This is a genomic window from Mixta sp. Marseille-Q2659 (assembly GCF_940807255.1).
In the GTDB taxonomy this organism is placed as follows: domain Bacteria; phylum Pseudomonadota; class Gammaproteobacteria; order Enterobacterales; family Enterobacteriaceae; genus Mixta.
Genome location: NZ_CALNWY010000017.1, coordinates 79,337 through 85,336 on the forward strand (window position 1 = coordinate 79,337; position 6,000 = coordinate 85,336).

The window sequence follows — 6,000 nt, forward strand, 5'->3', positions numbered from 1 at the left end:
CCTTCTTACATTAACTGAGGAGCCAACTGCCGCTATTAACGCGCAGAACGCTGATTAATACAACAGCGACATGTAACAGATTACTAATTTTTTTTAAGCGAGGCTTATTTCAGCCGGTGCTTATAATGCCACGGGGCGCGGATAATGCGCCTGACCCACATCAAGCGTTGTCAGGCCAGCTCTGGCCGGTTAAAGCGACGATTCGCTAATACCGGTAGCCGCTGCCGCGCGCTGGCAATACGTTCGGCATCCAGTTCAGCAAAAACCAGCGCAGGCTCTTCTGCGGCACGCGCTATGGCAATGCCAAGCGGGTCGACAATTAAACTGCTGCCGATATTACGCGGGCCGCACTCGCCCACCGCCATTAAATAACAGGTGTTTTCTAACGCTCTGGCGGTAACCAGCACTTCCCAGTGCATTTCTTTTAACGGGCCTCTTACCCAGGCGGAAGGCAGCACCAGCACATCTGCACCGTCCAGCGCCAGACGACGCGCCAGCTCTGGAAAGCGAATATCGTAACAGGTCATCATGCCGATTTTCATATCGCCGACGTCCAACAGCGGCGGTAGCTGGTTTCCGGCGGTGACACGCTGCGACTCTTGCATAGCAAACGCATCGTAAAGATGCAATTTGTCATAACGCGCGATGATTGCTCCGTTACGTAAAGCAAGCTGAGCGTTGATGGCTCGCTGCGGGCCATCAGGCATAAGCAGGGTAAAAATAGTGGTGAGCGAGCTGCCCTGGCTTTTTGTTAGCAGCTGCGTAACAAAAGGGCCATCCAGCGGCTGCGCAGCGCTGACAGAGAAGCCCGGATCGGACATATCCGCCGCCAGTACTGATTCAGGCAGCACCAGTAAAGACGCTCCGGCATCCTGCGCTTGCTGCATCAATTTTTCGCAGGTCTGTGCATTTTGTTGCCATTCACGTCCTACCGCAAACTGCCCCATAGCCACTTTCATCGTTTTTCCTTCTGCGGCAATCAAACAATCTCACCGTTCAGTCAACGGCATCATCAGTTCAGCGTCTTAACCAGATATCGTGGCGACTCGCTATACCCTTCACGGGCATAAAACTGGTTTGCTTTGATACGCCGCTCATGGCAATGCACCTCTATGCGATCGCATCCTCGCTGACGTGCTATCCGCTCGGCATGCTCTATCAGATATTGCCCTACGCCTTTACTGCGTTCGCCGTCAGCGATGCAAAAATAGCTGATACGGGCAAAATCCCCTTCCAGCGCCAGCTGCGGAATGAAATGTAAGGAGAGAAAGCCCAGCACGGTTTGCCCCTCTTCCGCCACCAACAACGTTTCATTCGGATGGTCAATAAGCTGCTGCAATCGCTTGCCCATAAAGCTTTCGGTGTCACCGTAGCCTAATTCGGTCAATAGCGAAATTAAGACAAAACTATCTTTAGTTTGAGCCGGACGAATATGCATTGCGCCTCCTTCAGATGCGCTGACCGCGTCAGGATTTCCTGTTTATAGACGGAGTTACGCGCGCAAAGCAAGCAAATATCAATTGCAAAACGTGACCAGCACCGTTTATGTGCTGCCGCGCAATAATTAATGTTTCCTTAATCTTGCAGCAGCAAACTACAGGCAGATGAATCGGGAGAGGTAATAATGAAAAATCTGATGCCGCGAAGCCTGTCTGAACTGTTTGCTGTAGCGCTCAGCTACCTTTCATTAATGACTTTTATTGCGTTGTATATTTATCGCTGAATGACAGACAAAAAAAACCCGCCTGTAGGCGGGTTTTTAAAATTCTGACTGTTAACTTACAGAGCGATAACGTTAGCAGCAGATGGGCCTTTTGCGCCGTCAGTGATTTCAAACTCAACGCGCTGACCTTCGGCCAGGGTTTTGAAACCATTGCTCTGGATAGCAGAGAAGTGTACGAATACGTCTTTGCTGCCATCTTCCGGAGTAATGAAGCCGAATCCTTTGGACTCATTAAACCACTTAACGTTACCTTTGATCTTGGACATCTATATTACCTTTACATGAAAAATGGACACTAAACTGTGTCGGGGTTAAGTACAGCAATTGCGGCGGCTTTTGTCCAGTACGTCATGAAGAAAAAGTGATAAATATCGCTATTTTTTCGCAGGTGACGATTTCAGGGTAACGTAAAAAGAACAAAAATCAGCGCCCTTTGAACTAACGAAAAATGAGATAACGATTTAACCTGTTGTATTATAGATAAAATTTTTAAAAACTTCGTCAATGCTGGCTTTTTGTGTCTGTCGGATTCGGGAAAAAGACTTTTTGCTCACTTCTGAATCTTTTCCAGGAAAAACTATCATCAGTGATGATAAAAACGTCAGGAAAAAGATGAATACAGATTGACTTCACCAACTGGCAGTGCTTGCTTAGCAACTTCAGCCCTGCTTCAGATTTACGTCCTGGTTTATATATTCTAATTACAAAAAGGTTCAGAATGCTTATTTACATTATTTCCTTAATCTTATGATAAAAAGGCCATCCCCCTTGATATTTTGCATTACAATTGATGAAAATCATTGAATTGCACTTTTTATCATCCGTAATTGCTAATAAATCTTCTAAAACTCATTAAATCTTCTTACTTTTCATTTATTTATAAAGTGACCATAACCACATTGAACAGATAAAGTAAATTTATAGATCTTTCATATGTTTTTGCTAAGATAATTCTCGCCGCGAAATCAGACATAAGGAAGATAAGGATGGTCATGAAGGTAAGATGTACCGCCTGCGGCAGTAAAAGGTTTCGCTATACAACCGGGGATCAGAAAGGAAAACTTCACCACGGCGCGGTATGTGCTTATTGCTTTAAACCTTTTACCGCACAGGATTTACTACCACGCACAGAAATTGATCCTATTACACGCTGCCTGATTGGTCAGCGCAACATAGGTTAACGTCAAACGCTGCGGCACCTGTTGAAGGTGCCGCAAGCTCTGTTAAAACAGGATTTTAAATACGCCGGTCAGCGTCAGTAACCCAACAATAAAAATAATCGCAATAATCCACAGTATGATTTTCATTCCATTCTCCTTTTCAACGACGTTAGCGCCGTCCAGTAAATTTAGCCACGATGTGGTCAAGTACCCCTTGCCGACCTGCTCAATAACAATCACAACGTTATCCGTTGCTTAAGTATAGTTAAGGCTACAGATTCTGCATATTTGCGACCCAGATCGCGCTCTGCTCTTTTACCGCTGGCTGGCGCTTCGATCTGCGCCGAAAAGAACACTAAACTTATAGCGCGTATCAACTTAAGCCTTAGTGGTCCTTTTCAGCCTGTACAAAGGAGGCCTTATGAGTACGATTGATACCAATATGGGCAGATATTGTCTGAAAGCGAATCATGCTGGTAATCACATTAAGGGCTCGATTGCGATTAACGATGAGGGAGGCGCTCAACTCTCGTTACAGGAGTTTGATGAGCATTATCTGGACGATGTCGTGAATAACGTGATTTATCCAATAACCGGTGGCAATCGCGAAATCACCCAGGCGTTGCGCGAACAAATGGTTAAAGCGGGCTTTACCCAACCCCACTAGCCTTACCGCAACCTGATTTTCACATTTACCAACGGTGTTGGTGGCATATCGCTCGGTATAAGAGCAGAAGCAAAGCAGGCCGCTTTGCTTCTGTTAAGAAAGGTTAAATCATAGCGGAAAGCAGCAAACACCCTACCAACCCGCAAACGGAGATGATGGTCTCCAGCGCCGACCATGAACGCATTGTCTCGCCAATCGTCAGATTGAAATACTCTTTGAACAGCCAAAAGCCGGGATCGTTAACATGCGAGAAAATCACGCTACCGGCGCCGACTGCAATCACCATTAATTCAGGACTGGCGCCGGTAGTCGCAATCAGCGGCGCCACAATACCGCCTGCGGTAATAGCAGCAACGGTTGCTGAACCCAGCGCGATTCGCAGCACGGCAGCAATTGACCAGGCCATAAAAATAGGCGACACGTTGGTTTCATTCATCAATCCGGCGATATATTTATCCACGCCGCTGTCTACCAGAACCTGCTTAAACGCGCCGCCGCCGCCGATAATCAGCAACATCATGGCAATGATCTTGATAGAGTCAGTCAGCGTACCCATCACTTCGTCCATGCTGCGACCACGATTAAGGCCGAAGGTGAAAATCCCAATCAGCACAGCAATCAGCGTAGCCATCACCGGGTCGCCAAAAAACTCAGCCCAGGGCAGTAAGGCATGCCCTTTCGGTAAGATCATCTCCGCGACCGCACGCAGCGCCATTAAAATTACCGGCACCAGCGACGTCCAGACGCTGACGCCAAAACCGGGCATTTCTGCTTCACTAAAAGTTTTGGGGTTATAAAGTCCTTCCGGGATGGGCTTATCAATATTTTTCAGAAAGCGCGCATAAACCGGCCCGGCAAGAATAACGGTCGGAATAGCCAGCAGCGTACCAAACAGCAGGGTTTTACCCATATCGGCATTAAACAGCGTGGCAATGGCCGTCGGGCCAGGATGCGGCGGCAGGAAGCCGTGAGTGACAGAGAGCGCCGTCGCCATCGGTACACCAACATATAACAGCGGCACCCGCGCCGAGGCGGCAATGCTGAACACCAGCGGCAGCAGCAAGACAAACCCCACTTCATAAAACAGCGCAAATCCTACGGTAAAACCAGTTAGCACAACGGCCCACTGAATATGCCGCTGGCCGAATTTTGCGATCAGCGTAGTCGCGATACGCTGCGCGCCGCCGCAGTCAGCCAGCAGTTTCCCCAGCATCGCGCCAAATCCCATAATCAGCGCCAGGCTGCCCAGGGTACTGCCGACGCCCGTTTTAATCGAAGTAATGACTTTATTGACCGGCATTCCCTGCATCATGCCAACCACCAGCGCGACCAGGATCAGCGCAATAAATCCATTAAGCTTGAAGCGAATCATCAGCAGGAGCAGAAGCGCAACTCCGACCGCGACGATAACTAATGGCATAATTTTTCTCCGGTGAAGGGTCGCTGTGGTTAACGACCGGTAGCGTAATTTTTAAGTTACGGCAGAGAAGAGTGAGCGGATTGCTCAGCCGGATCTGGGATGCCGCAACATTGTTACCGATAACATGGTAACGGTAACAAATTGTCGCCGGAATGAGGGAAGCAGGCAGAATTCCTGATTTGAGAAGGTGATCAACTTTTTGCCACAATGTTAACAAGTCCAACTTTCCATAGCGAAGCGGTTGACTGGTACACTCGATTTCACTTCAAGAATAGCCTCGCAGGTACAAATGTGTTAATCAGCCAGATGATAGCGAATCGCCAGACATTTTTCGGACGCGGCAGCCTGCAAAAGCTGTTGCCGCTGTTGCAACAAGACCCTTGCCCTACCCTGTTATTTTGTGGCCGTTCTTTTTTGCAGAGTCCGCACTACGCCGCCATTAGCGCTGAGCTTAACGCTTTGCTCATCGGGCATGAACGGATTACGCATGAAGCGTCCCCGGATGAGATAGATCGCTGGGTGGCGCGCTGGCGCGGCCAGGTAAAACGCGTGGTCGCTATTGGTGGCGGTAGCGTTCTGGATGCAGCGAAAGCTTTTGCTGCCGTCAGTCAATACCCGTTAAACACACTGCGCTATCTGGAAAAGGTCGGCGATACGCCGGTGAGTGGGGATACACTGCCCGTGATTGCGGTTCCTACCACCGCCGGTACCGGCAGCGAAGTTACCCAAAACGCAGTGGTTACGGACCAGGCGGCAATTAAGGTTAAAGCATCGCTGCGCCATGCTAACTTTGTACCGCAGGTTGCCATTCTCGATGCCGATCTGCTCGATGGTACGCCAGATAATACGCTAACCTGCTGTGCAATCGACGCATTTACCCACCTTTTTGAAGCCTGGCTATCGGCAAAAGGGGATCGCTTTAGCCGCCAGACAGCACTTAACGGCATGCGTCACTTTGTTCAGGGCTGGCCGGATCTTAATCGTCAGGATCGGCGTGGAGCCGACGCGCGCGAAGCAATGCTGCTGGCCT

At 49.0% G+C, this 6,000-nt stretch carries 7 protein-coding genes; 2 read left to right on the forward strand and 5 right to left on the reverse strand.

Going from position 1 to position 6,000, the window contains the following annotated elements; all coding sequences use genetic code 11:
- Positions 1 to 170: 170 nt before the first annotated feature.
- The 4 genes from P3C52_RS13400 to P3C52_RS13415 form a co-directional block, all read right to left on the reverse strand.
- Entirely contained in the window at positions 171 to 959 is a 789-nt protein-coding gene (locus tag P3C52_RS13400; RefSeq protein ID WP_275555481.1) for a deaminated glutathione amidase, read from the reverse strand.
- Positions 960 to 1,012: 53 nt separating this feature from the next.
- Entirely contained in the window at positions 1,013 to 1,438 is a 426-nt protein-coding gene (locus tag P3C52_RS13405; RefSeq protein WP_275555482.1) for a GNAT family N-acetyltransferase, read from the reverse strand.
- A 341-nt stretch (positions 1,439 to 1,779) separates the two neighbouring features.
- Positions 1,780 to 1,989 carry a transcription antiterminator/RNA stability regulator CspE gene (gene cspE / locus P3C52_RS13410; protein WP_038627478.1) on the reverse strand — a complete coding sequence of 70 codons (210 nt, stop codon included), beginning with the start codon at positions 1,987 to 1,989 and terminating at the stop codon, positions 1,780 to 1,782.
- 957 nt (positions 1,990 to 2,946) lie between these two features.
- Complete coding sequence (locus P3C52_RS13415) at positions 2,947 to 3,123, reverse strand: hypothetical protein (protein ID WP_275555483.1); 177 nt, start codon at positions 3,121 to 3,123, stop codon at positions 2,947 to 2,949.
- A 181-nt stretch (positions 3,124 to 3,304) separates the two neighbouring features.
- On the opposite strand from P3C52_RS13415, the gene P3C52_RS13420 reads away from it, so the two are divergent.
- On the forward strand, positions 3,305 to 3,550 hold the full coding sequence (locus P3C52_RS13420) for a hypothetical protein (protein ID WP_275555484.1): 246 nt from the start codon (positions 3,305 to 3,307) through the stop codon (positions 3,548 to 3,550).
- 103 nt (positions 3,551 to 3,653) lie between these two features.
- On the opposite strand, the gene gntT is transcribed toward P3C52_RS13420, so the two are convergent.
- Positions 3,654 to 4,970: a gluconate transporter gene (gntT, locus tag P3C52_RS13425; protein ID WP_275555485.1), complete on the reverse strand. Its 1,317-nt coding sequence runs from the start codon at positions 4,968 to 4,970 to the stop codon at positions 3,654 to 3,656.
- A 291-nt stretch (positions 4,971 to 5,261) separates the two neighbouring features.
- Between gntT and P3C52_RS13430 the strand changes: the two genes are divergently transcribed.
- The coding region (locus P3C52_RS13430) for an iron-containing alcohol dehydrogenase (RefSeq protein ID WP_275555486.1) at positions 5,262 to 6,000 on the forward strand (739 nt) is incomplete at its 3' end.

What these genes read in the sequence shown, in the direction of transcription:
- cspE (WP_038627478.1), bottom strand. Translation starts at nt 1,989, where the DNA reads ATGTCCAAGATCAAAGGTAACGTTAAGTGGTTTAATGAGTCCAAAGGA.
- P3C52_RS13405 (WP_275555482.1), bottom strand. Translation starts at nt 1,438, where the DNA reads ATGCATATTCGTCCGGCTCAAACTAAAGATAGTTTTGTCTTAATTTCG.
- P3C52_RS13400 (WP_275555481.1), bottom strand. Translation starts at nt 959, where the DNA reads ATGAAAGTGGCTATGGGGCAGTTTGCGGTAGGACGTGAATGGCAACAA.
- gntT (WP_275555485.1), bottom strand. Translation starts at nt 4,970, where the DNA reads ATGCCATTAGTTATCGTCGCGGTCGGAGTTGCGCTTCTGCTCCTGCTG.
- P3C52_RS13420 (WP_275555484.1), top strand. Translation starts at nt 3,305, where the DNA reads ATGAGTACGATTGATACCAATATGGGCAGATATTGTCTGAAAGCGAAT.